26 protein-coding genes are annotated in these 26,013 nt (G+C 58.1%); 6 read left to right on the forward strand and 20 right to left on the reverse strand.

What is annotated here, in order from left to right; translation table 11 throughout:
• The first annotated feature begins 38 nt into the window (after nucleotides 1–38).
• Both RA28_RS01850 and RA28_RS01855 read left to right on the forward strand, forming a co-directional pair.
• Nucleotides 39–1,571, forward strand: a complete 1,533-nt coding sequence (locus RA28_RS01850) for an ATP-dependent DNA helicase (protein WP_039523113.1) — start codon at nucleotides 39–41, stop codon at nucleotides 1,569–1,571.
• Entirely contained in the window at nucleotides 1,568–2,296 is a 729-nt protein-coding gene (locus RA28_RS01855; protein ID WP_039523115.1) for an SDR family oxidoreductase, read from the forward strand. Before RA28_RS01850 ends, RA28_RS01855 begins: the two co-directional genes overlap by 4 nt.
• A 2-nt stretch (nucleotides 2,297–2,298) precedes the next feature.
• Here the strand turns inward: RA28_RS01855 and RA28_RS01860 are convergent, their stop codons facing one another.
• The 13 genes from RA28_RS01860 to trpS all read right to left on the reverse strand — a co-directional run bounded on the left by RA28_RS01860 (nucleotide 2,299) and on the right by trpS (nucleotide 13,837).
• Nucleotides 2,299–3,063: a TIGR02186 family protein gene (locus RA28_RS01860; protein WP_039523116.1), complete on the reverse strand. Its 765-nt coding sequence runs from the start codon at nucleotides 3,061–3,063 to the stop codon at nucleotides 2,299–2,301.
• Between the two features lie 2 nt (nucleotides 3,064–3,065).
• Nucleotides 3,066–3,983, reverse strand: coding sequence for a sulfite exporter TauE/SafE family protein (locus RA28_RS01865; protein WP_039523118.1), 918 nt, complete (start codon nucleotides 3,981–3,983; stop codon nucleotides 3,066–3,068).
• A 261-nt stretch (nucleotides 3,984–4,244) separates the two neighbouring features.
• Entirely contained in the window at nucleotides 4,245–5,255 is a 1,011-nt protein-coding gene (locus tag RA28_RS01870) for an ABC transporter permease (protein ID WP_039523120.1), read from the reverse strand.
• Nucleotides 5,255–6,349, reverse strand: a complete 1,095-nt coding sequence (locus tag RA28_RS01875; protein WP_039523122.1) for an ABC transporter permease — start codon at nucleotides 6,347–6,349, stop codon at nucleotides 5,255–5,257. Before RA28_RS01875 ends, RA28_RS01870 begins: the two co-directional genes overlap by 1 nt.
• Nucleotide 6,350: 1 nt before the next feature.
• Nucleotides 6,351–7,880 carry an ABC transporter ATP-binding protein gene (locus RA28_RS01880; protein ID WP_039523124.1) on the reverse strand — a complete coding sequence of 510 codons (1,530 nt, stop codon included), beginning with the start codon at nucleotides 7,878–7,880 and terminating at the stop codon, nucleotides 6,351–6,353.
• A gap of 89 nt (nucleotides 7,881–7,969) precedes the next feature.
• On the reverse strand, nucleotides 7,970–8,968 hold the full coding sequence (locus tag RA28_RS01885; RefSeq protein ID WP_039523125.1) for a BMP family lipoprotein: 999 nt from the start codon (nucleotides 8,966–8,968) through the stop codon (nucleotides 7,970–7,972).
• A 156-nt stretch (nucleotides 8,969–9,124) separates the two neighbouring features.
• Nucleotides 9,125–9,523 (reverse strand): GNAT family N-acetyltransferase, encoded by a 399-nt coding sequence (locus RA28_RS01890; RefSeq protein WP_052261335.1) that lies wholly within the window; start codon nucleotides 9,521–9,523, stop codon nucleotides 9,125–9,127.
• Between the two features lie 11 nt (nucleotides 9,524–9,534).
• Entirely contained in the window at nucleotides 9,535–10,122 is a 588-nt protein-coding gene (gene tsaB / locus RA28_RS01895) for a tRNA (adenosine(37)-N6)-threonylcarbamoyltransferase complex dimerization subunit type 1 TsaB (protein ID WP_039523127.1), read from the reverse strand.
• Nucleotides 10,112–10,675, reverse strand: coding sequence for a NifU family protein (locus RA28_RS01900; protein WP_039523129.1), 564 nt, complete (start codon nucleotides 10,673–10,675; stop codon nucleotides 10,112–10,114). Before RA28_RS01900 ends, tsaB begins: the two co-directional genes overlap by 11 nt.
• A 68-nt stretch (nucleotides 10,676–10,743) precedes the next feature.
• Nucleotides 10,744–11,337, reverse strand: coding sequence for a 2-hydroxychromene-2-carboxylate isomerase (locus RA28_RS01905; RefSeq protein WP_039523130.1), 594 nt, complete (start codon nucleotides 11,335–11,337; stop codon nucleotides 10,744–10,746).
• A gap of 10 nt (nucleotides 11,338–11,347) precedes the next feature.
• Nucleotides 11,348–11,803, reverse strand: coding sequence for a universal stress protein (locus RA28_RS01910; RefSeq protein WP_039523132.1), 456 nt, complete (start codon nucleotides 11,801–11,803; stop codon nucleotides 11,348–11,350).
• 72 nt (nucleotides 11,804–11,875) lie between these two features.
• A complete protein-coding gene (locus tag RA28_RS01915) occupies nucleotides 11,876–12,739 on the reverse strand; it encodes a branched-chain amino acid aminotransferase (RefSeq protein WP_039523133.1) in 864 nt (287 codons plus the stop codon).
• Nucleotides 12,740–12,808: 69 nt separating this feature from the next.
• Nucleotides 12,809–13,837, reverse strand: coding sequence for a tryptophan--tRNA ligase (trpS, locus tag RA28_RS01920; protein ID WP_039523134.1), 1,029 nt, complete (start codon nucleotides 13,835–13,837; stop codon nucleotides 12,809–12,811).
• Nucleotides 13,838–13,922: 85 nt separating this feature from the next.
• On the opposite strand from trpS, the gene RA28_RS01925 reads away from it, so the two are divergent.
• Complete coding sequence (locus RA28_RS01925; protein WP_039523136.1) at nucleotides 13,923–14,609, forward strand: rhomboid family intramembrane serine protease; 687 nt, start codon at nucleotides 13,923–13,925, stop codon at nucleotides 14,607–14,609.
• Here the strand turns inward: RA28_RS01925 and murJ are convergent, their stop codons facing one another.
• Genes murJ through RA28_RS01940 form a run of 3 tightly spaced genes read right to left on the reverse strand, consistent with a single transcriptional unit; the run spans nucleotide 14,610 to nucleotide 20,099 of the window.
• Nucleotides 14,610–16,151: a murein biosynthesis integral membrane protein MurJ gene (gene murJ / locus RA28_RS01930; protein WP_039523138.1), complete on the reverse strand. Its 1,542-nt coding sequence runs from the start codon at nucleotides 16,149–16,151 to the stop codon at nucleotides 14,610–14,612.
• A complete protein-coding gene (locus RA28_RS01935; protein ID WP_039523139.1) occupies nucleotides 16,148–18,967 on the reverse strand; it encodes a [protein-PII] uridylyltransferase in 2,820 nt (939 codons plus the stop codon). The genes murJ and RA28_RS01935 overlap by 4 nt, the downstream gene beginning before the upstream one ends.
• Nucleotides 18,927–20,099, reverse strand: a complete 1,173-nt coding sequence (locus RA28_RS01940) for a penicillin-binding protein activator (protein WP_039523140.1) — start codon at nucleotides 20,097–20,099, stop codon at nucleotides 18,927–18,929. Before RA28_RS01940 ends, RA28_RS01935 begins: the two co-directional genes overlap by 41 nt.
• A gap of 87 nt (nucleotides 20,100–20,186) precedes the next feature.
• Between RA28_RS01940 and rsmI the strand changes: the two genes are divergently transcribed.
• From rsmI to gshB, 3 genes are all read left to right on the forward strand, one after another.
• Nucleotides 20,187–21,044, forward strand: a complete 858-nt coding sequence (gene rsmI, locus RA28_RS01945) for a 16S rRNA (cytidine(1402)-2'-O)-methyltransferase (protein ID WP_039523144.1) — start codon at nucleotides 20,187–20,189, stop codon at nucleotides 21,042–21,044.
• A gap of 1 nt (nucleotide 21,045) precedes the next feature.
• A complete protein-coding gene (locus tag RA28_RS01950) occupies nucleotides 21,046–21,417 on the forward strand; it encodes a YraN family protein (protein ID WP_039523146.1) in 372 nt (123 codons plus the stop codon).
• A 61-nt stretch (nucleotides 21,418–21,478) separates the two neighbouring features.
• Nucleotides 21,479–22,411: a glutathione synthase gene (gene gshB / locus RA28_RS01955; RefSeq protein WP_039523149.1), complete on the forward strand. Its 933-nt coding sequence runs from the start codon at nucleotides 21,479–21,481 to the stop codon at nucleotides 22,409–22,411.
• Here the strand turns inward: gshB and RA28_RS01960 are convergent.
• Genes RA28_RS01960 through cobU form a run of 4 tightly spaced genes read right to left on the reverse strand, consistent with a single transcriptional unit; the run spans nucleotide 22,408 to nucleotide 26,010 of the window.
• Nucleotides 22,408–23,922 carry a YifB family Mg chelatase-like AAA ATPase gene (locus RA28_RS01960; RefSeq protein ID WP_039523157.1) on the reverse strand — a complete coding sequence of 505 codons (1,515 nt, stop codon included), beginning with the start codon at nucleotides 23,920–23,922 and terminating at the stop codon, nucleotides 22,408–22,410. The two genes, gshB and RA28_RS01960, sit on opposite strands and share 4 nt — an antisense overlap.
• A gap of 47 nt (nucleotides 23,923–23,969) precedes the next feature.
• Nucleotides 23,970–24,854 (reverse strand): glutathione S-transferase N-terminal domain-containing protein, encoded by an 885-nt coding sequence (locus tag RA28_RS01965; RefSeq protein WP_039523161.1) that lies wholly within the window; start codon nucleotides 24,852–24,854, stop codon nucleotides 23,970–23,972.
• A 59-nt stretch (nucleotides 24,855–24,913) separates the two neighbouring features.
• Nucleotides 24,914–25,492, reverse strand: a complete 579-nt coding sequence (locus RA28_RS01970; protein WP_039523164.1) for a histidine phosphatase family protein — start codon at nucleotides 25,490–25,492, stop codon at nucleotides 24,914–24,916.
• Nucleotides 25,489–26,010 (reverse strand): bifunctional adenosylcobinamide kinase/adenosylcobinamide-phosphate guanylyltransferase, encoded by a 522-nt coding sequence (cobU, locus tag RA28_RS01975; protein ID WP_039525526.1) that lies wholly within the window; start codon nucleotides 26,008–26,010, stop codon nucleotides 25,489–25,491. Before cobU ends, RA28_RS01970 begins: the two co-directional genes overlap by 4 nt.
• Nucleotides 26,011–26,013: the final 3 nt, after the last annotated feature.

The following is a 26,013-nucleotide window of genomic DNA, read 5'->3' on the forward strand; positions in this document are numbered from 1 at the left end:
ATCTGGTCGATACTGGCGCGTGCCTGTAGGGTCGCGCCATGTCCTTGCCCCAAGTCACCTATTCCGAAGATCAGGCCGCCGCGTTCGACAGTATTGCCGAGATGTTGCGCTCGGCCGGGGTGGACCTTGAAGACGACGCGTTACTAAAGCTTCCGGGCAACGGAAAGTCTGGCGTCATGGCGGTCATTGGTAAGGCCGGGTCGGGCAAGACGCTTCTCTTGGCGGAACTCTACAAGGCTTTGGCTGAAGCGGGTGTCAACCTGATTTCAGGCGATTTTGAAAGTCGCAAATCAAGGGACAAACGCAGCCTTGCAATCCTGGCTCCGACGAACAAAGCCGCCAGCGTATTGCGCCTGCGAGGCGTGCCCGCAACGACAATTCACCGCATCCTCTACACCCCGGTCTATGACCCCGAATATGAGCGCATCGCAGAGTGGTTGGCGGGAAACGACGAACGCCCGGAGATCGAAGGCTTGACCGACGAGGCGCTGGATCGCGCCTTTGCGTTCTACACCAACAACAAATCAATTCCCGGTGCTCTGGCTGCGGCGGGTCTACGCGGATCGGACTTTATCACCGGTTGGAAAAGACGGGACGAGCCTTTGGATATCGGTTTTGTCGACGAGGCGTCGATGCTGGACGACCGACAATTCGGGGATCTGCAGGAGATTTTTCCAACGTTGCTGCTTTTCGGCGACCCTGCGCAGTTGGCACCGGTCAACCAGTCCGGCTCGATGGTGTTTGATGGCCTGCCGGAACCGCGCAAGCTGACGTTGCACAGGGTACATCGGCAAACTGCCGATAACCCGATTTTGGACCTTGCGCATGCGTTGGCGGACCCTGACATGGGGTTCGAAGATTTCGAGCGGCTGGTCGAAAACACGGCGCGACAGGATGACCGGGTTGTCTGGGGGCAACGGGTTGAGGTTGACCTCATGGCCCGCAGCCCGGTTCTGGTTTGGCGCAACGCGACGCGCATTCGTTTGATTCAGGCGTTTCGTAACGTACACGGTGCGCCCGAGACCGAGTTGCTGGAAGGCGAGCCGCTGATCTGCGACGGTATCGAACTGCCACTGAAGCACCGCAAAAAGCGTCTGGACCTTGAAGCACGCGGTTTGATCAAGGGCGCGCAGGTGATCTATCTCGGCCCCGGTCGCAAGCCCGGGTTTTCGCGTCTGCATGTGATGGGCGCCGAAGATCCGCAGGTCAGCGCCGCCTCGATTGTGCAAATCGAAAAGCCCGATGAGGAAGAGCCATTCATCCCGTACGCCGCCAGAATGGGTGCAACCTTTTTGCACGGCGCGGCGGTTACCATTCACAAGGCTCAGGGCTCGCAATGGGAAACGGTTCAGGTCTTCGCGCCCGACATCTACGCCGCAGCCCGGATGGGAAGAACCGAAGCCGGGCAGCCCCTGTGGAAACGGCTGGCGTATGTGGCCATCACCCGCGCGCAGGAGCGGTTGATTTGGGTCGTTCGCAACCGCTTGTCCAAGCCGTCACACCCGCTGCGTGTTGATGATCTGCGGGCAATTCCAGCCGCATCTTTGACATTGGAGGCAGAAGAGTCATGAAAACCATAATCGTTACCGGTGCCAGTTCGGGTATTGGCCGATCGACAGCCGAGCTGTTTTTGGCAGAAGGGTGGACAGTTGGTTTGCTGGCCCGCAGCGCAGAGACGCTCAAGGAAATGGCCGCGCAGCACCAGAATGCAATACCGATGGTCGCGGATGTCACCGACCCGATCGCCGTAGCGCGTGCATTTCGATCTTTTTTGAACGAGGTCGACCGGCTGGATGTCCTGTTCAACAATGCCGGTATCTTTGCGCCGGGCGGCACGATTGATGAGATTGCGTTGGAGTCCTGGTTTCAGACAGTAAACGTCAATCTGAACGGCATGTTCCTGTGCGCGCGGGAAGCGTTCAGAATAATGCGCAACCAAACGCCGCAAGGTGGGCGCATCATCAACAACGGCTCGATCGCGGCCTACGTGCCGCGTCCGAACTCGGTGCACTATACGGCGACCAAACATGCCATCACCGGGCTGACACGCAGCTTGTCGCTGGACGGTCGAGAGTTGGGGATCGCATGCGGACAGATCGACATCGGAAATGCCCGAACACCGATGGTACAAGAGCTGGTCAAAGCCGCCGAGGCTGAAGGCCGCACGCCAGATGCCACCATGCCGGTCGAAGATGCAGCAAGATCCGTTTTGCACATGGCGTCACTTCCGCCGGAATCCAACGTACAGTTCATGACCGTGATGGCGACCACGATGGCTTACATCGGACGGGGTTGAGATTACTTCTCGCGCAACAGGCGGAAAGCGGTCGACGCGCCCCACCCGGCAGCAATCGCAATGACCAAGGACATCAGCCCGTACCATACGGGTTGCTGGCGGGACATGTTGTAAAGGAACCGTTCCAACCCGACTTTGCGGACGTCGATTGCCGTTTCGAACTTGGAAACGACACGGCCTCCGCGCGTCAGGAAAATACGCGCTTGATAGTCGCCTTCGGTCAGGTCGGCAGGCATTTCGATTGAAGTGCGGAACAAAGTTTGCTCGTCCACGGCGACGGTGTTTTCGCGGATGGAATACAATCCTTCATGCTCGCGAATTCGGATCACGGCCGCTGCGAATTCCTGAGCGCCCTGAACGTCCATATCCGCCCCCACAGACCGAATGGCACGTTCGATTGAGACACGGTGCCTCAGGTCTTCGGTTCTGGAAAGAACGTCGTCGAACGGCGCACTGGTTGCGACGGCGTAAAAGCTTGGGGCCAGATCAACCTCGATACTGTCGGAGTTTACCCAGATGCCGAACTTTCGCTCTTTGCGCCGCACGATCACGGGCTCGGACGGGCCGACAACGGACACGATAACTTCCAGTGGCGGGCCTTCGGGGATCGGGGCCTCGCGTTTCACCGCCCCGAATATCAGGATTTCCGAGCCGTCGAAATTGGCGGTGATCGAGACCCTGTCCTGACTTAAGCCCAACACGACCTGTTCCTGGGCCGCTTGGGCGGGCAGGCACAACAGACATAGGGCAAAGATCAGGCGAACCATGGTCAGTGCCCCCCTGCCGCGCCAAGAGAATAGAGCTCGGACGGTTCAAGTAACAGGTCCAACGCAAGCTTGCCGCAGACCACCAGTACCAGTGCCGCTAATAGAACGCGCAGTTGCTCGGCTGGCATGCGCGCACCAATTACGGTGCCGATCTGGGCACCAACAACGCCGCCGACCAACAGAAGAACTGCCAGAACGACATCCACCGTATAGTTCGTGGTCGCGTGCAGCATTGTGGTGAAGGCGGTTACAAAAATGATTTGAAACAACGACGTTCCGACAACCACCTTGGTCGGCATACCGAGCAGGTAGATCATCGCGGGAACCATGATGAACCCGCCGCCAACACCCATGATGGCAGAGAGAATACCAACGAACACACCAACGATCAGCGGCGGAATGACCGAAATATACAGCCCCGACGTGCGAAATCGCATTTTGAACGGCATGGCATGTATCCATCCGCGCTGACGTCGTTTTGCAGAGGTCGTGCCCTTTCTGGATTTCCTCAGCGCGTTAACGCTTTCGATGAACATCAGGCTGCCGATGATCCCCAGAAACACGACATAGCAAAGCTTGACCAGAAGATCGACCTGCCCAAGGCTTTTGAGATAGTTGAAGACAACGACACCCAATGCCGCGCCTGTCAGACCGCCGACAAGCAGGACCGTGCCCATTTTCAAATCAACAGTTCGTCGTCGAAAGTGGGCAAGCACACCTGAGAATGACGAGGCAACAATCTGGTTGGCCTCGGTCGCCACCGCCACTGCCGGCGGGATACCTATGAAGAACAACAGGGGCGTCATCAGGAAGCCGCCGCCGACACCAAACATCCCGGACAGAATTCCAACCATCCCCCCGAGGCCAAACAGTAAAAAGGCATTCACAGAAACTTCGGCGATCGGTAGGTAAATCTGCATAGCGTCTTCTGAACGGGGTGGGCTGCGCCGGGCAGCGCAGTGTTGCCTTCGTGGGTTTGTTCTTCTACGGGCGGAACGCGGGGCGAAAGCAGCAAGACCTTGCCCGTCCTGGTTTTGATCCTGACGATCGGAAAACCCTGCTCATGTCAGTACAAAATCAGACGATTCCATACCCCTTTAGAACGGTTGCCGCATGCAAAATCAACCGTTCATGCCGCTCTGCAGCAATCAGGACCGAAAGGCTGTGTCAATCTGGACCTATCAGCGCTCTTTTACATAGGGTTCACCGCCTGCGCGCGGGGGTATGGCTTTGCCAACGAACCCGGCCAGAATGACCACCGTAAGGATGTATGGCAATGCATCCATTACTTGTACGGGGATTACAACGCCGCCCAAGTCGATGTTCTGGAACCGCAACGCGATGGCTTGCAACAGGCCGAACAACAGACATGCCCACATGGCATGCCACGGCCGCCATTTGGCGAAGATCAACGCGGCCAATGCGATGAATCCACGGCCGGCAGTCATCTCTTTCACAAATCCGGCCTGCAGCGCCGTGGCCAGATAAGCCCCGGCTATCCCGCACAAAACCCCGCAAATCGCAACGGCGGCGAACCGCAGGCCAACGACCGACACCCCGGCGGTGTCCACGGCAGCGGGGTTTTCGCCAACGGCGCGCAGACGCAACCCAAATCGGGTGCGGAACAATATCCACCATGTCGCGGGCACCATCAGGAAGGCCACGTAGACCAGCACCGAATGTCCCGACAGCAGTTCGGAATAGATCATTTGAACGACGTTGGCTTCAGACATCAGTTCGGACACGGACCGCCCGGTTTCTTCGGCATCGTTTGGTCCGATCGCCAAGGGGAATTCAGCGGATTCGAAACGCCCGCCGCCGAACAATGATGGCGTTCGCCCGCCCTGCTGGAACCAACTCTGGGCAACCAGAACGGTCATGCCGGACGCAAGGAAGTTGATGGCGACACCGGAAATCAACTGATTGCCGCGGAAGGTGATCGACGCGACCCCGTGCAGGGCGGACAGTACAAGTGACGATGCAACACCAGCCAGAAGGCCAAGCCAAACCGAGCCTGTCACGGCTGCAACAGCGGCCGAGAAAAAGGCCGACATCAGCATCTTGCCTTCCAGACCGATGTCAAAAATACCAGCGCGTTCAGAGTAGAGACCGGCCAGACACGCCAGAAGCAGCGGCGTGGCCAGACGAATGGTCGAATCGAGAACCTGAATGAGTGTGACCAGAACCTCCATCAGTCAGCCCTCGTCCGCAGCGTCAGGAACAGCTTTTCAAGCGGGATGCGCACCATGTTGTCCAACGCCCCTGTAAACAGAATGACAAGGGCCTGAATGACCACGATCAATTCGCGCGGAATGGATGTCCAAAGCGCAAGTTCCGCGCCGCCCTGATAGAGGAAGCCGAACAGCAAAGCCGCGAGGAAAACACCAAACGGGTGCGACCGCCCCATCAGCGCCACAGCGATGCCGATAAATCCAGCCCCCTCGGTCGAGTTGAGAACCAGACGCTCCGCCTCGCCCATCACATTGTTGATCGCCATCATTCCCGCCAATGCGCCCGAGATCAGCATGGCGATAATGGTGATGCGTACAGGAGAGATGCCAGCATAGACCGCGCCGGTTTCGGAATGCCCGTAAGCCCGGATTTCGTATCCCAGACGTGTCCGCCAGATCAGCGCCCAAACAACGATACAGGCCAGAATCGCAACAAAGAACGAGATATTTGCAGGCGCGCCACGAAAGACAATGTTCTCGGCAGATGAAAACATAGATTGGAATGTCGGCAGATGCACAGCTTCTGGGAAGCGCGCTGTTGCGGGGTCTTGCGAACCCTGCGGCCGCATGACGTTGACCAGCATGTAGTTCAGAAATGCCGCGGCGATAAAGTTGAACATGATCGTGGTGATCACGATATGACTGCCGCGTTTGGCTTGCAGATAAGCGGGAATCGCGGCCCAGGCCGCACCGAACAGGGCAGAGGCAACGCATGCTCCAAGAAGGGCAATGCTCCAATGCGGCCAGGGAATGTAAAGGCAGACAATCGCAACACCCAAGCCACCCAACATCGCCTGACCTTCGCCACCGATGTTGAACAGACGTGCGTGAAAGGCGACGGCAACGGCAAGCCCGGTGAACATGAAATTGGTCGCGTAGTACAGCGTATAGCCCCAGCCATAGGTCGACCCCAGCGATCCGGTCACCATCAGGTTAACGGCTTCGATGGGGTTTTCCCCGATTGCCAGAATGACCAGAGCCGACAGGATCGCCGCCAAGAGCAGGCTGATCAAAGGGATCAGGACAACATCGGCCCATTTGGGCATTTTTTCCATGTTACGCGGCCTCCCCCGCAACACCGGCCATCAACAGGCCCAGTTCTTTTTCATCTGTTTCGTGCGGCAAGCGCTCGCCCATGATGTGACCGTCGAACATCACTGCAATCCTGTCGGACAGCGAGAAGATTTCTTCCAACTCCACCGACACCAGCAGGATCGCCTTACCCTGATCGCGCAGCGCGACTATTTGCTTGTGAATGAACTCAATCGCGCCGATATCGACACCCCGCGTCGGTTGGCCGACCAACAGCAGGTCCGGGTTGCGCTCAATCTCTCGGGCGACGACGATTTTCTGCTGGTTGCCGCCCGAAAAGCTTTTGGCCGTCAACCACGGGTTCGGGGGTCGGACGTCAAACTTCTCGATCTTGGCTTCGGTATCCGCGCGCAACGCGGCGTTGTCCATGAAAAGGCCGCGTTTGTAAGCCGGATCGCGGTGATAGCCGAAGGCGACGTTTTCCCAGGCATGGAAATCCATGATCAAACCTTCGCGCTGGCGGTCCTCTGGTACGTGAGCGATGTGTTGCGCCCGCCGGGCCTGACCGTCCGATCCGTGGCCACTCAGCGGCAAAGGTGCGCCATCCAGCTTTATCGAGCCCTGGCCGGGCCGCATCCCACCCAGAACTTCCAGCAGTTCAGACTGTCCATTCCCCGCGACACCGGCGATGCCAACGATTTCGCCGGCGCGGACCGTCAGGTCGATGCCTTTGACACGTTCGACGCCGGATGTGTCGAAGACGCGCAGATTTTCAACTTCGAGGATCGGCTTTCCCGGTTGGGCGGGAACTTTGTCCACCTGCAAAAGCACTTTGCGACCAACCATGAGCTCGGCCAGCTCTTCGGGGTTGGTTTCGGATGTTTTCACTGTGGCAGTCATTTGACCGCGCCGCATGACCGACACGGTGTCCGTGTTCTCCATGATCTCGCGCAGCTTGTGAGTGATCACGATGATCGTCTTGCCCTCGGCGCGCAGCCGATCGAGGATTCGGAACAGCTGATCCGCCTCGGCAGGGGTCAGCACACCGGTGGGTTCGTCCAAGATCAAGATTTCGGCGCGGCGGTACAGTGCCTTCAGAATTTCGACACGTTGCTGCATCCCGACACCGATCTCGTCGATGCGTTTGTCCGGATCGACAAACAGTTCGTATTCTTCTTCAAGCTCTTTCAGTTCCTTGCGGGCTTTCGCCAGCGAAGGGGCAAGTAAACCGCCATCTTCCGCGCCGAGTACGATGTTTTCCAGAACGGTAAAGTTCTCGACCAGTTTGAAATGCTGAAACACCATCCCGATGCCGGAGGCGATCGCCGCCTGGCTGTCGGGAATGTCGGTCTTGGTCCCGTTGATCCAGATCTCGCCTTTGTCGGCCTTGTAAAACCCATAGAGAATACTCATCAGCGTGGATTTGCCCGCGCCGTTTTCGCCGATGATCCCATGGATGGTCCCGGGGGCGACGCTGATGGAAATGTCCTTGTTGGCCTGAACGGGCCCAAAGGCTTTGGATATCCCTTTGAGCTCAATGGCGGGGACGGTCATGTCTTGTCCTCAATTGCCGAAGGGCCGCGTTTGCACGAAGCGGCAGAATGGGAATGGGGCGGAGGAGCAACCCACCGCCCCAAGCGATATCAGAACTGCAGTGCCGGGCAGCTGTCGTTTTCGTAGTAGCTGACGACGGTGATGTCACCGTTGATGATGCCTTTACGTGCATCGGTTACAGCATCGCTCATGCGCACGGATACAAGCTCTTTGTTGTTGTCGTCCATTGCGACGCCAACACCGTCTTCTGCCAGTCCCATGGTGAATACACCGGTTTCAACGTCATCACCGGCCTTCATCGCGTCATAGACGGCGACGTCCACGCGTTTCAGCATCGATGTCAGAACCTTGCCCGGATGCAGGTGGTTCTGGTTGCTGTCCACGCCAATTGACAGGATGCCTTCGTCGGCAGCGGTTTGCAAAACACCAACACCGGTGCCGCCTGCCGCAGCATAAATCACGTCGGCACCCTGGCTGATCTGTGCCTTGGTCAGTTCCGAACCCTTCACCGGGTCGTTCCATGCAGCTGGTGTTGTGCCGGTCATATTCGCGACCACATTGATATCGGGGTTAACCGCCTTGGCACCTTGTGCGTAGCCGCAACCAAAATGGCGGATCAGTGGGATGTCCATCCCGCCGATGAAACCGACGGTGCCGGATTCCGACGCCATGGCGGCCATCATACCAACAAGGTACGAACCTTCATGCTCGGCAAAGCTGACCTGACGAATGTTCGGAGCATCCAACCAGTTCACGTCAACGGCGACAAACTTGGTGTCGGGATAGTCACTGGCGACGGCGGCCAAGGGGTCCGCCATGGCAAATCCCATGGTGATGATCGGGTTCGCGCCCGCTTCGGCGAAACGGCGCAGCGCCTGCTCGCGCTGGGCTTCCGACTGAAGCTCGATCTCGCGGTATTTGCCGCCGGTTTCGTTGGCCCAACGCTGTGCGCCGTTGTGGGCTGCTTCGTTGAACGACTTGTCAAACTTGCCGCCCAAGTCAAAGATCAGGGCCGGTTCGGCCAAGGCTGCTCCAGCAGTCATTGCAACTGCAGCGGCTGCGCCCATCAAAGATTTCATCAGGGTCATTTGTTACTCCCGTTGGTTTTATCGGTCCAAGGCCAAGATAGCCCTGTTTACCCACTCAGAGCGAGCATAACCGTTGTGATGGCGGGAATTAAGAGCGTTTGCAACACCGGGGGTCAACTGAAATTTGACCATATGGTCCAAAAATACCGCTTCGCCCTAGGGTAAACCGCGTTCCATTACGATGGCGTCCATGTTGGGGGCGTTTTCGCGTAGATAATATGCAGGCCTGAAACCGCACCGCGCATACCCGCAGCTTTGATAAAGCGACAGGGCGGGCATGTTATCGGCAGCGACGTCCAAAATCGCATGCGTCGCACCCAAACGGGTTGCTTCGGCCTGCCACAACGCCATGGTCTCACGCGCCAGGCCTTGTTTCTGACGATCCGGGTGGGTCGCGATCGTCAGCAATTCGGCCGAGTCCGCGATCACCTGAAAGACTGCAAAACAGTGTTTGTTCCCAAGGGCATGGGTAAACCGGTTCGAAAGAAGGTCGGCAAATTCTTCCGCCGTCCACGGGCGGGATTGCGTGAACGCCGCGGCGTGGGTTGTTGCCATTTCTTGCGGAGTCATCCGTCCAACAATGCCGGCGGTATGTCGCTGGACGGCGCCGCATCAGCCGGTCGCACATAGCAAGGTGCGGGAGGTGCAGGGGCATCCATCCAGCGATTCGCCGCGATCCGGGCAATGGCCCGCACCAGCAACGCCGGGTCGTCACAGCTGTACAACGGTCCCATGGCAATTGCTTGGTCTCGGTTCGTCAAATTCGGCTCAGTGTCCGGCATTTGAACATAGACTTGCTCTCGGGGTGCAGGAATCGCAGGAATCCGCGTTGGATTGAGGAATTTTAGAGCATCAAATCCCGTCACACCAACTGCCGGAACTGCAAGGCCCAGGGCCAACCCGCGCGCCGCGGACACTGAGATTCGGATACCTGTGAAGTTACCCGGCCCAACTCCGACACCAATTGCATCCAGATCGCGCCAACCGCACCCGGCTTCGGCCAAGACATCTTCCAGCAATGGCATTAACCGTTCGGCCTGACCGCGCCTCATCCTTTCGGATTGCAAAGCGACAATTTCAGTCCCGCGCAACAAAGCGGCCGCGCAATGCGCGGCCGATGTGTCAAATGCCAGTATAGTTGGATCAGACGGCAACCGGGCGCACCTCGACCACTTCCGGGATGTAGTGGCGCAGCAGGTTCTCGATGCCCATTTTCAAGGTGATGGTCGATGAGGGGCAACCAGCACAAGCACCCTGCATATGCAGATAGACAATGCCCCGGTCGAAACCGTGGAACGTTATGTCACCACCATCCTGTGCCACCGCTGGACGCACACGGCTGTCCAGCAAGTCCTTGATCTGATGCACAATTTCAGCGTCCTCGCCGGTATGTTCGGCGTGACCCGCCGCAGCGTCTGCGTCCGCGCCCATCACCGGTTGACCAGATTGGTAATGTTCCATGACTGCGCCAAGAATGGCGGGCTTAATGTGGTCCCAGTCCATGTCATCCGACTTGGTCACGGTCACAAAGTCGTTGCCAAAGAATACGCCTGTCACGCCATTCACTGCAAAGATCCGCGTTGCCAGCGGCGATTTCTCGGCCGCTTCAACCGAAGGGAAGTCTGCAGTGCCAGCGTCGAGCACCGTCTGACCGGGAAGAAACTTCAAAGTTGCCGGGTTCGGGGTGGATTCGGTCTGGATGAACATGGGCGTCTCCGTATTTGATGCCCCAGATATGCGCCCGGCGCTTGAGGAAGTCAAGAATTGGAACAATTCTAAATTGAAGCGGCGTAAGAAATCGCGGACTCCAGACGGTCGTCGCCCCAAAACAACTCGTCGCCGACCAAAAAACTGGGGGCGCCGAACATGTCGGCCGATTTGGCACGCGCGACCTGTCCGAACAGGTCGGCCTTGATGTCTGCATCGTTTGCGCGAGCGAGTGTTTCAGGCGAAGCACCCGCCTCTATTAAGCAGTCAACCAGAACGGAGTCTTCGGATATGTCGAGGCCAGATCCGAATTCGGCCGAGAAGACGGAGCGTACAAACCGCGCACGCTGCTCGGTTTCATTGATCGCCAAAGCCAGCCTAGCCGCTTTCAGGCTGTTGGCAGGAAAGCTCTCGGGGACACTCAATGGAAGCCCGCGTTCGGCACAGAGCCGTTCCATATCGCGCCACATGTAGCGCCCTTTGGCAGGGTAGATATTGAACGGCGAATTGTTCCAACCCTGTTCGGCAAAGATCGGGCCCAGCAGGAAAGGTTGCCAGGACACCGGAACTCCTTCGGCAGTCGCCGCCTGTTCGATACGCATCGCGCTGAGGTACGAATAACTGGACGCAAAGTCGAACCAGAACTCGATTTGACCGGCCATATGATCGCCCTCAGGTGATTTCTTCCAGTTTTTCTTTGCTCAGATCGCCGGGAACGATGGTGATCGGTATTGGCAGACTGCCCGAGTTCTTGGTCAATTGCGTCACCAGCGGGCCTGGGCCTTTTTTGTCGGTGCCTGCGCCAAGAACCAATACGCCAATTTCCGTGTCAGACTGAACATGTTCGATGATCTGAGGCACCGGGTCCCCTTCGCGGATGGCCAGTTCCGGGTCGATGTTCTGCTTGTCCCGCATCCATTTTGCGAACACCTCGTAATGCGCGTGGATACGTTCGCGCGCTTCCTCGCGCATCACCTCGGCCACACCGATCCAATGGTTGAATTCATCCGGCGGGATCACTGACAAGATCGTCACGCCGCCACCGGTATGGGCCGCGCGCATGGCGGCAAACCGCATGGCGTTCAGGCATTCGCGGCTGTCATCCAGAACCACCAGGAATTTACGCATGACTGTCCTCATCCATTTCAGGGATCATGCCCCACCGATTGCCTACTGGCAACCGGGGCGGGCAGGGCCGGGCTAGCGCTCGCTTGCGGCCCAATCCCAATACATCGCGCGGGCGCGACGGGCAATGGGTCCAATCTGATATTGCGTGTCATCCAAAGCAGTTATGGGTGTGACCTTGCTCATGTTGCCGGTCATGAACACCTCGTCCGCCGCGTGGAAGTCGTCAAAACTCAGCACGCTTTCGTGGACGGTGACACCATCGGCGCGCAGGTTCTTGATGTGCCGGGCGCGGGTGATCCCGGCCAGAAACGTACCGTTTGGAATTGGGGTGAACACCTCGCCGTCGCGCACCATAAAGATATTGGCTGTCGCTGTTTCGGCAACATGCCCCATCGCATCCGCCACCAACGCGTTGGAAAACCCCTTGGCGTTGGCTTCCCGCAGCATTCGGGCATTGTTTGGGTAAAGGCATCCGGCTTTTGCGTTGACGACGGCAGATTCCAGAACCGGGCGACGAAAACGCGTGGTCGTCAGCGTGGCCGAGGCGGTTTCGGGTGCCATGGGAATTTCTTCGAGGCAAATGGCAAAGCCAGTGCTGTTTTCCTGCGGGATGATCGCCGTGCGATCGCCATCAATGCCCCAATACATCGGTCTGATGTAAACGGCGCTGTCGGCGGAGTAAGCCTGTAACCCCTCGCGGACAATTTCGACTATCTGCTCGGCGGTTACTGTCGGCGTCAACATAAGCGCCTCGGCGGACCGGTTCACCCGCGCGCAATGTGCGTCCAGATCGGGGCTGACGCCGTCGAAATAGCGGGCACCATCAAAGACCGAAGATCCCAGCCATGCGCCGTGGTCTGCTGCGCGCATGATCGGTGCATCTCCGTCATGCCACTGTCCCTCGAAATAGGTGCGAATGTTCTTGCCGACTGCCATGTTGCCCTCCCAAACTTGCGCCAAACCTATGAGGGGCGGCGCGGGTCGTCCAGCAGATTTGCGACAGGATCAGTTTTGCCCGGCACCCACCATGCCGACGATTTCATAGGTATCGCGCAGAATCGGCGCAGTGATCTCACGCGCCCGTTCTGACCCGCGGGCGAGGATGCGATCGATTTCCGCCTGATCCCCCATCAGACGTGCCATCTCCGACGAAATCGGGGACAGTTTTGCAACCGCCAACTCCGCCAGCATGGGTTTGAATTCGCCAAATTGTTTGCCGCCAACTTCCGCCAACACCTGTTGCGGTGTCTGATCGCTCATGGCGGCGTAGATGTTCACGAGGTTTCGCGCTTCGGGGCGATGTTCCAGTCCTGCGACCTCTGACGGAAGCGCGTCGGGGTCGGTTTTGGCCTTGCGAATCTTCTTTGCGATCGTGTCAGCATCATCCGTCATGTTGATGCGGCTCATATCCGACGGGTCGGATTTGGACATTTTCTTGGACCCGTCGCGCAAGCTCATGACACGTGTGGCCGCGCCTTCGATCACCGGTTCGGTAATCGGAAAGAAATCGACGCCGAAATCGTTGTTGAACTTGATCGCGATGTCGCGGGTCAACTCAAGATGCTGTTTCTGGTCGTCGCCCACCGGAACGTGGGTGGCGTGATAGACCAGTATATCTGCAGCCATCAGCGATGGGTACGCAAACAGACCAAGCGAGGCGTTTTGCTGGTTTTTACCGGCTTTGTCTTTCCACTGCGTCATCCGCTGCATCCAACCCATCCGGGCGACGCAGTTAAAGATCCAGGCCAGTTGCGCATGCTCGGGCACCTGGCTTTGGTTGAACAGTATCGAGTGTTCCGGGTCTATCCCGGCGGCAATGAAACCCGCGCAAAGTTCGCGTGTTGAATGCATAAGGTCCGCCGGATCTTGCCATGTCGTGATCGCGTGCAGGTCGACCATGCAATAGACGGTCTCCATCTCGGGGCCTTGCATATCCACAAAGCGTTTCAACGCACCAAGGTAATTCCCAAGGTGCAGGTTTCCCGTCGGCTGGATGCCAGAGAACACGCGCGGCGTGAATTTGGTCTCGGTCATCAAAGGGAACTCCCGTCTGGAAAAATCAGTCTCCGTCGCTTACCCATGAGGTCAAGGGACGTCAACAGCCGCAAAGGTGACCCCAATGAGCAGCGAACACCACATACCCCCCGTGAACCCATTGCCGGCCGTCGTAGTGGCGTTGGTTCTGTTCATCATGGGCGTCGAAATTGCGTTTTCATTTGGCGCTCGTGGCCTGATCGGCGGTCCTACTGCCGTGGGATGGCGGTTGGATGCCATTCAGAATTACTCTTTTTCGCCGGATACCTTTCACTGGATGATCCAGAACGGTCGCTGGCCCATTGAGCATCTGATCCGGTTCGTCACCTATCCGTTTGTGTCGGGATCCTTCACTCAGGCCATTTTTGTTTGTGTCTTCGTATTGGCCATGGGCAAAATGGTCGGCGAAGTGTTCGGCGGCGTTGCGATGCTGATCATCTTTGTTCTGTCCGGTGTCGGCGGTGCGCTGGTCTATGCTTTGGTTCTGAACCCGCAATATCCGCTGATCGGAGGGTTCCCGCCGGTTTATGGTCTGATTGGCGCGTTCACGTGGCTTTTGTGGCGCAAGCTGTCCTTGGTCGGTGAAAACCAGACCCGCGCCTTTCAGTTGATCGCGGTCCTGATGGGCATCCAGCTTGTGTTTGGGCTGCTCTTTGGTGGGACCTCAGATTGGGTCGCCGATTTGGGAGGGTTCGCCACCGGGTTTGGGTTGTCCTTCTTTCTTGCCCCGGGCGGATGGGCGCGAATTGTGGGGCGTATCCGCCGCGACTGATCAGGACCGGCGCAGGGCTTTGCGGAACTCGGATACTTCGAATGCGCCGAACAGATGGCCCAGAAAGAAATACGTGGCTGCGGCAATTTTGATCAACACAAGAAGCGCAAGATAACGCCATCCTGACATCTCGAGCGTCCAGCCAAACAGGTGGATGGCGGCGTAGAGAACTGCGCCCATTCCAAGTGAAGCCGCAACGATACGCCATGCACGATGCTTGAACCGCGCGTCAAAGCGGGCTTCTTCCCCCATTTGCCGCGCGCCGACGGCCAAAAGCAAAACCATCGCCCATCCGGCGACGGATGCCGCGATGGCTGGCGCAATCCAGCCGACCAGCGGATAAAGCCCAAATGCCAAAACCGCATTCACGATCATTGCCACGACTGCATAGTGAAAAGGCGAACGCGTGTTTTCCCGCGCAAAAAACAAGGGCTGCAGCAGCTTTTGCAGCATGAAGGCGGGCAGACCAAGCCCGTAGATCGTAACGGCCAAGGCGGTTGCTGCAGTGTCCGCTGCCGTAAAGTGCCCCCGTTCAAACAGGACCGACACCAAGGGGTTCGGGATGATCACAAAAGCCACCGTCGATGGGATCGTCAGCAATAACGTAAACTCACCGGCACGTGAAAGCGCGTTTCGGGCGCCATCTTTGTCATTTGCGCGCAGGCGCCGCGACAGGTCGGGCAGCAGGACAATGCCGACGGCGATCCCAACAACACCCAAAGGCAGTTGATAAAGGCGATCCGCGGCGAAAAGCCAGCTGACGGCTTTTTCGGTTTTTGAGGCGACCAGCTGCCCTACGACAAGATTGACTTGTGTCACGCCCATTGCCAACGCGGCGGGAATGGCGATGCGAACCAGAGTCTGCATTTCGGGGTTGAGGCTTGGTAAACCGAAGCGAATGCGCACTCCAGCCTTTTCTGTCGCAACCCAGACCAGCGCCAATTGTGCGACACCTGCAAGTGGTATGACAGTGACAAGCCAGCGGATGACCTCGCCCCCGGATATCGAACCCAAGATCAGCGCTGTACATGCAAAGATGTTCAAAAGTACTGGCGCTGCTGCGGCGGCGGCAAAGCGACCAGTTGCATTCAGAACACCTGAAAACAGCGCGGCGAGCGACATGAACAGGATGTACGGGAAGACGACATACCCATAGTCGACGGCAAGGTCGAAACGCGCGTCACCGTAAAACCCTTCGGCTGTCAGCCAAACCAGCGCCGGCATGAACACCATTGCCAGACCAACCAGCGCAAGGACGGCCACCGCCAGCAGATTAAAGGCGTCCTGTGCAAATTTCTGTGCGTTTTCGCCAGCCTCCAGACGTTTTGAGAACATTGGGACAAAGGCGGCGTTAAAGGCGCCCTCAGCGAAAAACCGGCGGAACATGTTGGGCAGACGGAACGCAGCGACAAAGGCATCCATCACGGGGCCAGGGCCGATATAGGCGGCCAGCAGGATTTCCCGCAAGAAACCAAGTATGCGGCTGGCCAGCGTCCAGAACCCGACCGTGAAAAGGCCCGAGAACAGGCGGATTTGCTTCATGACGCTGCCCGCTCGGCACCCTCGGTAATGGCCTTGCGCAGCTTGGATTCAAGGCTGCGCTGTTTGGTCTCCGAATGGTATTTCAAGCCGAACATGTCTTTGACGTAGAATGTGTCGACCACCTGCTCGCCGTAGGTGGCGATCACCGCGTTTGCGATATAGACATTGGCCCCCGCCAAAGTCCGGGTCAGATCGAACAGCAGGCCGGGCCGGTCGCGGGTGTCGACCTCGATGATGGTGTAAATCTCGGACCCTTCATTGTCGAAGGTGACATGTGTCGGAACGTTGAATGCGCGCTCACGTTTCTTGATCTTGTCGCGCGATTTCAGGGCATCACCAGCGACAACCTCACCTTTGAGTGTCTTATGGATCATTTGCGTCAGGCGCGGTAGACGGCTGGCCTCGAACGGATGCCCCTCAGCGTCCTGAATCCAGAACGCATCGGTGACGTAGCCATCCTTGGTCGTATAGCTGCGCGCGTCGACCACGTTTGCGCCCACCAATGCCAATGCACCTGCGATCCGGGCAAAGATGCCGGGATGATCCGCCATCGTGAAACAGGCCCGCGTGGCGTCCCGGTCGATATCGGGATGCAATCGGATTTCCATGTCGCCCGGGTCGCCGCTTTGTTCCAGTGCGCGCAGCATTTCCGCGAACTCGACATGCGTTGCCGCATTGAGACCTTGCCAATAGGGCTCATAATGACGCCCTGTTTCGGTCTTGAGATCCCCCTTGGACCAATCAGCCAAGGCAGCCCGCAGCGCCTTTTTCGCGCCAGCCCCGCGATTGGCACGGTTGAGGTCTTCCATACCCGTCTCAAGCGCGCGCTTCGTCTCTGCATGCAGCGCGCGCAGTAGGGTGGCTTTCCAGTTGTTCCACGTGTTCGGACCCACGCCGCGGATATCGCACACCGTCAGGACGGTCAGCAGATCAAGCCGTTTGACGGTTTCCACCGCTTTGGCAAAGTCCCGGACGGTTCGCGGGTCTGAAATGTCGCGCTTTTGCGCCATATCCGACATCAGAAGGTGATAGCGCACCAACCATTCCACGGTTTCGGAATCCGCCTTGCTCAGCCCCAATCGCGGAGCCACTTTTCGAGCGATCTGAGCGCCTAGGATCGAATGATCCTCGGGTCGTCCCTTGCCGATGTCATGCAGCAGAAGGGCGACGTACAAAACCTTGCGGTTAACCCCGCCTTTCAGAATCGACGATGCCAATGGCAGCGACTCGACCAACTCTCCGCGTTCGATCTGCGCCAGATTCACGATGCACTGTATGATATGCTCGTCCACTGTGTAGCTGTGGTACATATTGTACTGCATCATCGCGACGATGGGCTCGAACTCGGGGATGAACGCCGACAGCACGCCCAGTTCATTCATCCGGCGCAATGCCCGCTCGGGATTGCCGTGTTTCAGCATCAGGTCCATGAAGATCCGCTGCGCCTCTTTGTCGTTGCGCAGGTCTTCGTCGATCAGGTCCAGATTGGCGGCCACCAATCGCATTGCGTCGGGGTGAATCAACATACCCGTGCGCAAGCCTTCCTCGAACAAACGCAGCATGTTCAGCTTGTCCGACAGGAACGCGGCAGGGTCCCCGATGTCCAGTCGGCCATGCACAACCGCGTAGCCAGGTTTGACACGGGGACGTCTGCGAAAAATACGTTCCAGCAGCGGCGCGCTTTTTATGTGGGTGGCCTCAAGTTTCGTCAGGAAAATCCGCGTGAGTTCGCCGACCCGGGTCGCCTCGCGAAAATAGCGTTGCATGAACACTTCGACCCCACGCCGCCCGGCGCGGTCTTGATAGCCCATGCGTTCGGCAACCTCGACTTGCAGGTCAAAGGTCAACTGTTCCGTCGCGCGTCCGGTCACTAGATGCAGATGCGAGCGAACGGCCCAAAGGAAATCCTCGGCCTCGACAAAACCGTTGAATTCCTCGGGCGTGAAAAGCCCCAGCGGCACCAATTCAGCGACATCATGCACGCCATATATGTACTTTGCGATCCAATACAGAGATTGCAGGTCCCGCAGGCCGCCCTTGCCTTCCTTGACGTTGGGCTCGACCATGTAGCGCTGGCCTTGCTTCTTGTGTCGCGTGTCGCGTTCGTTCAGCTTTGCCTCGATGAATTCCCGTTCGCTTCCCTTGAACAGCTCATCTTTCAGGCGTTGCTCCAACTCGTCCGCCAATGGTCTGTCGCCAGCCAGATAGCGCTGTTCCAGCATCGCAGTTCGAATGGTGAAATCATCGGCCCCCAACCGCAGGCAATCCTTGGTTGTCCGTGAGGAATGCCCGACCTTCAGGCGCAGGTCCCAAAGGATGTAAAGCATTGATTCAATCACGCTTTCGGCCCAGGCGGTGATTTTGTAGGGCGTCAGAAAAAGCAGGTCCACATCCGACGCCGGAGCCATTTCTCCGCGGCCATACCCGCCAACCGCAAGAACGGCGATCTTCTCGCCCCTTGTCGGTGTCGCCAGCGGGTGCAGATGCTTACTGGCGACCTCCAACGCTGTGCAAACCAGTTGGTCCGTCAGATAGGTGTAGGACCGCGTCAGCGGTCGGGCGTCAAAAGGACGTTCTGCGAATGCGGATGCGATCGCGTCACGCCCTTTTTTCTGGGCAACACGCAGAATGCGCACGGTGGCCGCGCGCATCTGAGAGTTGTCTTTGCTGTCCTTGAAGGCGTTCGAAAGCTGGGCATTCACCTCGGCGCTGTCGAAAATCTCATGATCCGGGCAGATCAGAGCGTCCGAAGACGTCAGGCTCGGCCCGGTTCGATCAGAAGCCGGCGCCCGAGAAACTTTGTGGGGCAGGGTCAATCACAACCACCTGTTTGTTCTGGATCGTGGCAACCGCCAGACCGCGTTCGTTCGTACCGTTTGAACGCAGGCGGAAGATACCGCCGACGCCCTGGAAACCGGCGTTTTGAGTCAGAGCGGCGCCCGTGAGCGCATTTGATTTGCCCTGACTGACAAGCGCACCAATAGCGGCGATGCCGTCATAAGCCAACCCGCTGATCGGGTGCGGTGCCTCGCCATATGTTGCGTTGTATCGCTGGCGATAGGCGGCTGCCTTGGCCGGGTCAGGCAGCGCGAACCAACCGCCTTGAACACCGGGCAGCTCCAGCGTTTGTGGCGGAATGTCCCAGCGGGTCAGGCCAATGTACTGCGTGGTTGAAGGGGACACACCCGCTTCGGGCAACAATTGGCTGAAAAGGGGCAAAGCACCCGCCGTGGTCGCCGTCAGAAAAATCGAATCCGCACCCGAAGAATCAATGGCCGATTTGATCGTCGGGACCGAGTTGATCACACCCTGTTGCGAACGTTCGAACCCGACCGAGCCTGCGTTGTTGACGCGGCTGCTGCTCAGGGCACCGGCGATGGCCGATTGACCAAGTTGCCCGGATGCGTCGTTGCTGTGTACGATCACCATGCCGTTCTTGCCCTGGCGTCCCGCAAAATTGACAAGGCGGTTGGCCGTGTTGCTGAAGGTCGGGCCCAGAACATAGACGTTTCCGCCGGCGATCGTGGTGTTGTTCGAAAACGACAGGACGTTGACGCCGTTGTTCAAAACAGCAAGCCCTGCTGCGTTAGCCGCCTGCGCGTAAACCGGACCCAATATGATTTTGGCCCCGTCCGAGACGGCCTGTTGCGCCGCTGCTGACGCCGCCGTCGCGCTGCCCGCGGTGTCATACACGCGCAGATCAATGTTGACATTGGGCAGGTCATTCATTGCCAGCCGTGCCGCATTCTCGAGGCTCTGAGCCAGCGCCGCATCACCAGCTTGACCAGACCCGCGCGGCACCAGAAGGGCGACCGGAACCGGCTCGGCGGTGTTGATCGATGGACCGCCGGTGTTCAGACCGGGTTCACATGCGGCGACAAAAGCGGCTGCCGTCAGGGCGAAAACCAACTTGGTCAGTTTGCGGGCGGGCTTGCAAACGCTAAACATCTAAATGAAAACTCCCTGATCCGGCGGTCTAGGACCCTGCTGTTCTATGCGCCGCGATAATAAACGTCATGCAGTGAGGGTCCAGCTTTGAATTTCCAAAAGATAAGATTGGGGCCGGGCCTGTATTTTGTCGCCACTCCGATCGGCGCAGCCCGCGACATCACCCTCAGGGCGCTGGACGTGTTGGCCTCGGCGGATGTCATCGCTGCGGAAGACACCCGAAGCCTGCGCAGGTTGATGGAGATTCACGGCATCCCGTTGGACGGGCGTCGCATTCTTGCATATCACGACCATTCAGGAGCAGGTGCGCGCGGGAAGATACTGGATGCGTTGCACGGGGGTAAGTCCGTTGCCTACGCGTCCGAGGCCGGAATGCCGTTGATCGCCGACCCCGGCTATGACCTTGGCAAAGATGCGGCAGAGGCCGGACATCAGGTTACATGCGCGCCGGGCCCCTCGGCGGCCCTGATGGCGTTGACCTTGGCGGGATTGCCGACGGATGCCTTCTTTTTCGCTGGCTTTTTGCCGAACGCCAAAGGGGCGCGGCGCGCGCGGATTGAAGCGTTGCGGGACATTCCCGGCACTTTGGTGTTCTACGAGTCGCCGAAACGCGTGGCTGCCTGCCTATCCGATCTGGCCGATGTGCTTGGAGACACCCGTCAGGCCGCAATGTGCCGCGAGCTGACAAAGAAATTCGAAGAAGTTCGGCGCGGATCGCTTGCTGATCTGGCGGTGGCATTGAACGACAAACCGGTAAAAGGCGAAATCGTTCTGCTGGTGGACCGGGCGCATTCGGAAACTGTTAACGAATCCGACATAGAAGAAGCATTGAAACAGGCGCTTCGGACCCATTCGGTTCGCGATGCCGCAGACCTTGTTTCAGAGATGTTCAAGCTGCCGCGCCGACCGATTTATCAACGGGCGCTGAAGATGGGAAAGGAATGATGTGTCCGCACGATCGGCAAGAAGCAGTGTGTCTTACCATGCTGGCCAATCGGCCGAACTTTGTGTGGCAGCCGACTATGAAAGGCGCGGTTACGCTATAGTTCGGCATCGGTGGCGCGGTGCTGGTGGCGAAATTGACCTCATTGCCCGAAATGACGAGGGGCTTGTATTTGTCGAGGTCAAGAAAAGCGTCAGTTTTGAGCGAGCAGCGGCCCGGATCAACCGTCGTCAAATGAACCGAATTTACGCCTCGGCGGCTCAGTTTCTGGAAAACGAACCGGACGGACAGCTATCACATGCGCGCTTTGATGCAGCTTTAGTTGATGCCACGGGCGCCGTTCAAATCATTGAAAACGCGTTTGGACAAGACTGAACCCCATTGAACCCAAGGCTGTGCTGGGCCATGTAACTGGCGTGAAATCGAAGGACACGCCATGAAAATCGCCTTTCAGATGGACCCGATCGGGGCCGTGGACATCAATGCCGACAGCTCATTCCGGCTTGCCGAAGAAGCCCAGGCGCGCGGTCATACCTTGTTTTTCTACGGTCCGGATCAATTGGCCTATCAGGAAGGACGTGTAACAGCGCGGGGTCAGGATATGACGGTGCAGCGTATCCCCGGCGATCCCGCCATTCTCGGACCTGAGAGAGAGGTTGATCTGGCCGATTTTGATGTGATCTGGCTTCGTCAGGATCCTCCGTTTGACATGCACTACATCACATCGACGCACTTGCTGGACCGGCTGAAAGAACAGGTGCTGGTCGTCAATGATCCGTTTTGGGTGCGAAACTACCCCGAAAAACTGCTGGTGCTGGATTTCCCCGACCTGACCCCGCCGACAACGATTGCGCGGGATCTTCAAACCATCAAGGCGTTCAAGGAAAAGCACGGCGATGTCATCCTCAAGCCGCTCTATGGCAATGGCGGTGCGGGCGTGTTCCGGCTGGACAACAATGACCGGAACCTGACCTCGTTGCACGAGTTGTTCACCGGTTTTTCGCGCGAACCGCTGATCGTTCAGAAGTTCTTGCCGGACGTCAGCAACGGCGACAAAAGGGTGATTTTGGTGGACGGAACGCCCGTCGGCGCGATCAACCGCGTGCCCGCCGCAGGAGAGACCCGGTCGAACATGCATGTTGGCGGGCGACCTGAGAAGATTGGCCTGACAGAGCGCGATCTGGAAATCTGCGCCAAAATCGGTCCTCTGCTGCAAGAGAAGGGTCAGATCTTTGTCGGCATAGATGTAATCGGGGACTACCTGACGGAGATAAATGTGACGTCCCCCACGGGCATTCAGGAACTGGAACGTTTTGACGGCGTCAACATAGCTGCAAAAATCTGGGACGCGATCGAGGCCAAACTCTAGGACGCGGCCTTGGCGCTGATGCGAAAACTTAGCGCCTCTGCCACATGCGGACGGCGAATGTCAGCGGCGCCTTCCAAATCTGCTATCGTCCGGGCAACCCTCAGGATGCGATGAAAGGCGCGCGCGGACAGGCCAAACCGGTTTGCGGCTTTGAGGAGCAGGTCTTTGCCTTCGGCATCCGGGGCGGCGACTTCCTCCAGCAACTTGCCTTCGACATCTGCGTTCTGTCGGGTTGTCGGCATGTCCCGGAATCGATCCGCCTGAACAAGACGTGCTTGTTCAACCCGTTCCGCGACCGCCGCGGAACTATCCCCGGACGGCGGCAGGTCCAGATCGCTGAACTCGACCGGCGGAACCTCGAGCCGCAGATCAAAACGATCCATCAAAGGGCCGGAAATACGCCCAAGGTAATCCTCGCCGCAAATCGGAGCCCGTGAACAGGCCCGTGCCGGGTCGCTGAGATAACCGCATTTGCAGGGATTCGCAGCGGCAACCAACATGAAACGACAGGGGTATTTCACATGGGCGTTGGCGCGGGCGACCATCACCTCACCGGTTTCAATCGGTTGTCGCAGGGTCTCAAGCACGGCACGCGGGAATTCAGGAAACTCGTCCATGAACAACACGCCATTATGCGCCAGCGAAATCTCGCCCGGTTTGGCACCTTTCCCGCCGCCGACAATCGCCGCCATTGAGGCCGTGTGATGCGGTTCGCGAAAGGGGCGCGCGCGGCTAATTCCGCCCTCGTCCAACAGCCCGCACAGCGATTGGATCATGGATGTTTCAAGCGCTTCCGCGGGTGTCAATGGCGGCAATATGCCCGGCAGTCGGGCGGCGAGCATGGATTTGCCGGACCCCGGGGTTCCGATCATAATCAGATGGTGCCGACCGGCCGCGGCAATCTCCAACGCACGCTTGGCCCTTTCCTGACCTTTGACATCACGAAAATCACGTTCGGTTGGCGGCAATCTGACTTCACCGGGCAAAGCCGCCGCCAATGGGGATTGCCCTGAAAAGTGGCGCACGACATCGCCCAAGGACTCTGCTCCGATGACCCGAGTTGCATCGACCCAGGCCGCTTCGGCGCTGGAGGCGCGCGGGCACAACAGGCTGCGATCTCCGGTTGCGGCTGTCATCGCGGCGGGAAGGGCGCCGACAACGGGCACCAAAGATCCGTCCAGAGACAATTCCCCCAGCGCGACAGCGCTTTCCGCCGCGTCAGATGGGATGATTTCCAGGGCTGACAGTAAGGCCATTGCTATCGGAAGGTCAAAGTGACTTCCTTCCTTTGGCAGATCGGCTGGAGACAGATTGATGGTGATCCGTTTCGACGGCAGTGCAATTGCCATCGCGCTGAGCGCACTGCGAACACGGTCGCGGGCCTCGGACACCGCTTTGTCCGGAAGGCCCACAATCGAAAACGCGGGCAGACCCGGTGAGACAGCGCATTGTACTTCGACCGGTCGGGCATCAACCCCCTGAAACGCAACGGTATGAGCGCGGGCAACCATGAATGTCCTGTCTTTGGTTAACAGGACGTTGCTGCCACAATTGCGGTTTAGGAATCGTTAACGGTGTCCACCATTGTCTGGAACTGTGGCCAGGCTTCGGGGTCTGAAACGGTTTTGTCGCGACAGGTTGCATTGCAAAATCCCCAGACCTGTCCGTCGAGTTCCAGATAATGAGTCACAGGTTCACCGGAGTAGGGACAAAGCGCATTGACGGAGGGTCCCGTTTCGGTAGCTTTGGCGCGGGACGGGCTGCCAATAGGCCAGGGCGAGGCGGGTAGGTCCTGCGGATAGGGGAGCGGATCATAGGCCACAGTAAGGCCCATCGCGCGCCATTGGCGAACGGACGTGTCGGACAGCAACATGTTGCAATAGGCAAGGCTGGCGTTCGACACGGGCAACTTGTATCCGACGATCCGCGCGGCCACGGGTGTGTAGAACACGTCCGCAAGACTGTACGACCCGAACAAAGGACCACTCTCTGACCCCGAGACCGAGCGCGCGTGCGCCCAAAGAGCCTCGATGCGTTGCAAATCAGAAAGGGTTTCAGCTGATGGCGTGAAACGATCCCAACAATGCTTTAACTGCATCGCGCATTCACCGCGCAGGGATGCAAAACCAGCCACCATTTCCGCGCACAGCCACCGGGCGGTTGCACGCTCGGCGGGGTCGGCAGGCCACAATTCGGCCTGCGGGTGGCGCTCGGCCAGAGTTTCAGCCATTGCCAGGCTTTCGCCGACAACCATTCCATCCGGCAGGCGAAGTGCGGGCACAAGACGAGCCGGAGCCAGTGCCGCCATATCCTGTGCCATGGTGCCGGAATACAAGCCCACCATGTGAGAGCGGTAAGGCAGGCCGAACTTCTCCAGCATCAGCCAACCACGCAAGGACCAGCTGGAAAACAGACGGTCGCCGATAAACAGATCATAGGTCATGGGGGTGACGATGGCGGACCCGCACGCGTCCGTAAATCAGTGATTTGTGCAATCCGCTATCACGGACGGTGATTGATCCGACCAACAGACCAGCCATCCGTATGCCGTGTGATTTCGGTAACCGATAGATTGTCGATCCGATGCGAAAAGGCTTGTTGTGCATCGACACCCAACGCTCTCTGGACCTGAGTCAGAATAACGCCGAAATGCGCAACTATGATCAACTCATGGCCGTTAAACTGCTGGATCAGATTGTCCAATGCGTGATCGACGCGGGCACGCACATCGTTCCAGCTTTCGCCATTGGGTGGACGAACGTCGCCGGGATTATCCCAATAAGCATAGGCCAATTGGGGATCTTCGGCTTCGATCTCAGAAAACGGGCGCATTTCCCAGTTGCCAAAGTTGATTTCACGAAGATCACGAGAATGCGGCAGGCGTCGGCGAGCGTCTTGAATAGCCGAGGCTGTCTGTGCCGCGCGCAACAAGTCCGAAGACACGACGATACCGTCTTGCGGCAGGTGCGCGTTCAATCGTTCGATTGCGGCGCGATCGCTCAGATCGGCGGGCAGATCGGACCACCCGACCATCGTTTTTGCATGTGTCGGCCCATGCCGGACAAGGTGCAGTCGGGTCACGGCAATTGCCCCTTCAGGACCAGCGGCAATCCGGCAGTGACCTGCACAACGACATCTGCCTGTGCCGCCATCGCGATGTTGAGCCTGCCCTGCGCCTCGCGAAAGCGGCGGGACAGGGCGTTGTCTGGAACGATGCCTTGACCGACCTCATTGGACACGACAACGACCTCTGCCGGGCAGTTCTGCAGCAAGTCCAGAAACGCGGTTTGCTCGCGCTTGAGATCATGTTCGGCCAGCAAGTGATTTGTCAGCCACATTGTCGCGCAATCCAGCAGACAAATCTGGTTGCGGGTCATGCCGTTCAGTGCCGGGCTCAGATCGAATGGAGCCTCAATTGTCGTCCACCCGGTGCCACGCTGTGCAATATGTTGCTCAACTTTTAGGCGCATCTCATCATCAAACACTTGTGATGTGGCGACATATGTTCTGTTTTTTCCAGACGAAACAACAAGTTGCTCGGAAAATGAGGACTTTCCGGATGCTGCGCCGCCCAGAATAAGGGTTAAATTAGGTCGCACTAT

Source organism: Ruegeria sp. ANG-S4, assembly GCF_000814005.1.
Lineage (GTDB): Bacteria > Pseudomonadota > Alphaproteobacteria > Rhodobacterales > Rhodobacteraceae > Ruegeria.

Bases quoted from the DNA above. Each gene is read 5' to 3' on its own strand.
- RA28_RS01850 (WP_039523113.1), top strand. From the start codon at position 39: ATGTCCTTGCCCCAAGTCACCTATTCCGAAGATCAGGCCGCCGCGTTC.
- RA28_RS01855 (WP_039523115.1), top strand. From the start codon at position 1,568: ATGAAAACCATAATCGTTACCGGTGCCAGTTCGGGTATTGGCCGATCG.
- RA28_RS01860 (WP_039523116.1), bottom strand. From the start codon at position 3,063: ATGGTTCGCCTGATCTTTGCCCTATGTCTGTTGTGCCTGCCCGCCCAA.
- RA28_RS01865 (WP_039523118.1), bottom strand. From the start codon at position 3,983: ATGCAGATTTACCTACCGATCGCCGAAGTTTCTGTGAATGCCTTTTTA.
- RA28_RS01870 (WP_039523120.1), bottom strand. From the start codon at position 5,255: ATGGAGGTTCTGGTCACACTCATTCAGGTTCTCGATTCGACCATTCGT.
- RA28_RS01875 (WP_039523122.1), bottom strand. From the start codon at position 6,349: ATGGAAAAAATGCCCAAATGGGCCGATGTTGTCCTGATCCCTTTGATC.
- RA28_RS01880 (WP_039523124.1), bottom strand. From the start codon at position 7,880: ATGACCGTCCCCGCCATTGAGCTCAAAGGGATATCCAAAGCCTTTGGG.
- RA28_RS01885 (WP_039523125.1), bottom strand. From the start codon at position 8,968: ATGACCCTGATGAAATCTTTGATGGGCGCAGCCGCTGCAGTTGCAATG.
- RA28_RS01890 (WP_052261335.1), bottom strand. From the start codon at position 9,523: ATGGCAACAACCCACGCCGCGGCGTTCACGCAATCCCGCCCGTGGACG.
- RA28_RS01900 (WP_039523129.1), bottom strand. From the start codon at position 10,675: ATGTTCATCCAGACCGAATCCACCCCGAACCCGGCAACTTTGAAGTTT.
- RA28_RS01905 (WP_039523130.1), bottom strand. From the start codon at position 11,337: ATGGCCGGTCAAATCGAGTTCTGGTTCGACTTTGCGTCCAGTTATTCG.
- RA28_RS01910 (WP_039523132.1), bottom strand. From the start codon at position 11,803: ATGCGTAAATTCCTGGTGGTTCTGGATGACAGCCGCGAATGCCTGAAC.
- RA28_RS01915 (WP_039523133.1), bottom strand. From the start codon at position 12,739: ATGGCAGTCGGCAAGAACATTCGCACCTATTTCGAGGGACAGTGGCAT.
- trpS (WP_039523134.1), bottom strand. From the start codon at position 13,837: ATGACCGAGACCAAATTCACGCCGCGCGTGTTCTCTGGCATCCAGCCG.
- RA28_RS01925 (WP_039523136.1), top strand. From the start codon at position 13,923: ATGAGCAGCGAACACCACATACCCCCCGTGAACCCATTGCCGGCCGTC.
- murJ (WP_039523138.1), bottom strand. From the start codon at position 16,151: ATGAAGCAAATCCGCCTGTTCTCGGGCCTTTTCACGGTCGGGTTCTGG.
- RA28_RS01940 (WP_039523140.1), bottom strand. From the start codon at position 20,099: ATGTTTAGCGTTTGCAAGCCCGCCCGCAAACTGACCAAGTTGGTTTTC.
- gshB (WP_039523149.1), top strand. From the start codon at position 21,479: ATGAAAATCGCCTTTCAGATGGACCCGATCGGGGCCGTGGACATCAAT.
- RA28_RS01960 (WP_039523157.1), bottom strand. From the start codon at position 23,922: ATGGTTGCCCGCGCTCATACCGTTGCGTTTCAGGGGGTTGATGCCCGA.
- RA28_RS01965 (WP_039523161.1), bottom strand. From the start codon at position 24,854: ATGACCTATGATCTGTTTATCGGCGACCGTCTGTTTTCCAGCTGGTCC.